Source organism: Pelagibius marinus (genome assembly GCF_014925385.1).
Classification (GTDB): domain Bacteria; phylum Pseudomonadota; class Alphaproteobacteria; order Kiloniellales; family Kiloniellaceae; genus Pelagibius; species Pelagibius marinus.
Genome location: NZ_JACSDK010000027.1, coordinates 2501 through 5935, shown reverse-complemented (window position 1 = coordinate 5935; position 3435 = coordinate 2501). Strand labels below are relative to the sequence as shown.

Sequence of the window (3435 nt, the reverse complement as noted above, 5' to 3'; positions counted from 1 at the left end):
AAAGGCCCCCGATTTGGGGGCCTGTTTTGTTGGTTGCGGGGGCAGGATTTGAACCTGCGACCTTCAGGTTATGAGCCTGACGAGCTACCGGACTGCTCCACCCCGCGCTAATTGGTTTGTCAGTGCTGTTGGGTGGGGGGACGGTGGGTTCGGGATTGTGTGGTGTGTTGTTATGCCGGCCTCATCGCCGCTTTGCTGCGCAAAGTGGCTGAGCTGTGCTTGGAAGACCTGGCGGCGACCTACTCTCCCACGCCTTAAGACGCAGTACCATCGGCGCTGAGGGTTTTCACGGCCGAGTTCGGGATGGGATCGGGTGTTTAACCCCTCGCCATAGCCACCAGGTCGTCTAAGCACAGTTCAGCCCTTTGGCCGGAGGCCAAAGTGGCGATAACTCCTGCTTTGGCTTTGGCAAGGCAGCGATGGGCACGACAGTCGCTTTGCGGAGCAAAGCGGCGAGAGTGCCGGCGGCTTTTGCCAAAGCGGGGTCTTCATCGAGTTGTCTTTTGAGTTCTCGGTTCGAGGTCACCCCTTTCGCCCTTTGCCTTCGGCAAACGGCTGTCGGGTCGTGGTTTGGCGTTGCCAAACCACGGAGGACTTACCGCTGGACGTGGCGGTGTTTCGTTCCTCAGTTTGCTTGCGCAAACGTGAGGGGGATCAAGCCGATCGAGCGATTAGTAAGGCTCAGCTTCACGCATTGCTGCGCTTCCACATGCCTCCTATCGACGTGGTGGTCTACCACGGCTCTTAGGCGAGACCTGGTTTTGAGGGGGGTTTCCCGCTTAGATGCTTTCAGCGGTTATCCCGTCCGCACATAGCTACCCGGCTGTGCCGCTGGCGCGACAACCGGTCCACCAGAGGTGCGTCCATCCCGGTCCTCTCGTACTAGGGACAGATCCTCTCAAGTCTCGAACACCCACGGCAGATAGGGACCGAACTGTCTCACGACGTTCTAAACCCAGCTCACGTACCACTTTAATCGGCGAACAGCCGAACCCTTGGGACCTGCTCCAGCCCCAGGATGTGATGAGCCGACATCGAGGTGCCAAACCTCCCCGTCGATGTGGACTCTTGGGGGAGATCAGCCTGTTATCCCCGGCGTACCTTTTATCCGTTGAGCGATGGCCCTTCCACGCGGGACCACCGGATCACTATGACCGACTTTCGTCTCTGCTCGAGGTGTCCCTCTCGCAGTCAGGCAGGCTTATGCCATTGCACTCAACAGCTGATTTCCGACCAGCTTGAGCCTACCATCGCGCGCCTCCGTTACTCTTTGGGAGGCGACCGCCCCAGTCAAACTACCCACCATGCAGGGTCCCGGATCCGGCTTCACGGACCGCGGTTAGACATCAGAACAGATAAGGGCGGTATTTCAAGGTTGGCTCCACCGGAACTGGCGCCCCGGTTTCAAAGCCTCCCGCCTATCCTACACATGCCTGCTCTAATGCCACTGCAAAGTTGTAGTAAAGGTGCACGGGGTCTTTCCGTCTGACCGCGGGTAGCCCGCATCTTCACGGGCAATTCAATTTCGCTGAGTCGATGCTGGAGACAGTGGGGAAGTCGTTACGCCATTCGTGCAGGTCGGAACTTACCCGACAAGGAATTTCGCTACCTTAGGACCGTTATAGTTACGGCCGCCGTTTACCGGGGCTTCAATTCGCAGCTCTCACCGCTCCTTTTAACCTTCCGGCACCGGGCAGGCGTCAGACCCTATACGTCGCCTTACGGCTTCGCAGAGCCCTGTGTTTTTAATAAACAGTCGCCACCCCCTGGTCTGTGCCCCCCGCACCTGGTTGCCCAAGCACGGGGCCCCCTTCTCCCGAAGTTACGGGGGCAATTTGCCGAGTTCCTTCAGCATCGTTCTCTCAAGCGCCTTGGTATTCTCTACCAGTCCACCTGTGTCGGTTTGGGGTACGGTCTATACGTGGGGGTTATTTCCTGGAACAGCTTCGCTGCACGGACAATCCAATAAGCCCGTACAACACACGCCATTCGTCACCACCCACAGGTCCAGGAATATTAACCTGGTTCCCATCGACTACGGCTTTCGCCCTCGCCTTAGGGGCCGACTCACCCTGCGCGGATTAGCCTTGCGCAGGAACCCTTGGACTTTCGGCGAGAGTGTTTCTCACACTCTTTGTCGCTACTCATGTCAGCATTCTCACTTCCGATACCTCCAGGCAACCTCGCGGCAGCCCTTCGCAGGCTTACGGAACGCTCCGCTACCACGTGACATTCCCGTAGGAATGGCACATCCGCAGCTTCGGTGTATGGCTTGAGCCCCGGTACATCTTCGGCGCGGGACGGCTTAACTAGACCAGTGAGCTGTTACGCTTTCTTTAAAGGGTGGCTGCTTCTAAGCCAACCTCCTGGTTGTCTTGGCCTTCCTACATCCTTTCCCACTTAGCCATAACTTAGGGACCTTAGCTGGCGGTCTGGGCTGTTTCCCTCTCGACCACGGACCTTAGCACCCATGGTCTGTCTGCCGAGCTGTACTCTTCGGTATTCGGAGTTTGGTTAGGTTTGGTAAGGCTCGCGCCCCCCTAGCCCATCCAGTGCTCTACCCCCGAAGGTAATCACTCGACGCACTACCTAAATAGTTTTCGCGGAGAACCAGCTATCTCCAGGTTTGATTGGCCTTTCACCCCTAGCCACAAGTCATCCCGTGATTTTTCAACATCAGTGGGTTCGGCCCTTCAGTGGGTGTTACCCCACCTGCAGCCTGCTCATGGCTAGATCACCTGGTTTCGGGTCTAATCCTACGAACTCAGTCGCCCTATTCAGACTCGCTTTCGCTACGCCTACACCTACCGGCTTAAGCTTGCTCGCAAGATTAACTCGCTGACCCATTATACAAAAGGTACGCGGTCACCCCTCAAGGAGGCTCCCACAGATTGTAGGCATTCGGTTTCAGGATCTATTTCACTCCCCTCATCGGGGTGCTTTTCACCTTTCCCTCACGGTACTGGTTCACTATCGGTCGCACAGGAGTACTTAGGCTTGGAGGGTGGTCCCCCCATGTTCAGGCAAGATTTCACGTGTCCCGCCCTACTCGAGGACCAAAGAGCTTTCTACCCGTACGGGGCTATCACCCACTATGGCGCGCCTTTCCAGACGCTTCCGGTTCTTACTCTTCGGCCACTGGCCTAGTCCGCGTTCGCTCGCCACTACTAACGGAGTCTCGGTTGATGTCCTTTCCTCCGGTTACTGAGATGTTTCAGTTCACCGGGTTCGCTTCCACTGGCTATGTATTCACCAGCAGATGACCCTAAAGGGCCGGGTTTCCCCATTCGGAAATCCACGGATCAACGGGTGCTCGCCCCTCCCCGCAGCTTATCGCAGCGTGCCACGTCCTTCATCGCCTCTGTGCGCCAAGGCATTCACCAAATGCCCTTAAAACGCTTGATCCAACGAAATCCGTCACGTCCAGGGGTAAGT

General features: G+C 57.0%; 1 tRNA gene and 2 rRNA genes. All 3 read right to left on the bottom strand.

The window, feature by feature from the left end:
* Positions 1-30: 30 nt before the first annotated feature.
* Positions 31-107 (bottom strand) — tRNA-Met (locus tag H7X47_RS25620).
* Between the two features lie 119 nt (positions 108-226).
* Positions 227-342 (bottom strand): 5S ribosomal RNA (gene rrf, locus H7X47_RS25615).
* Between the two features lie 308 nt (positions 343-650).
* Positions 651-3405 (bottom strand): 23S ribosomal RNA (locus H7X47_RS25610).
* Positions 3406-3435 lie beyond the last annotated feature (30 nt).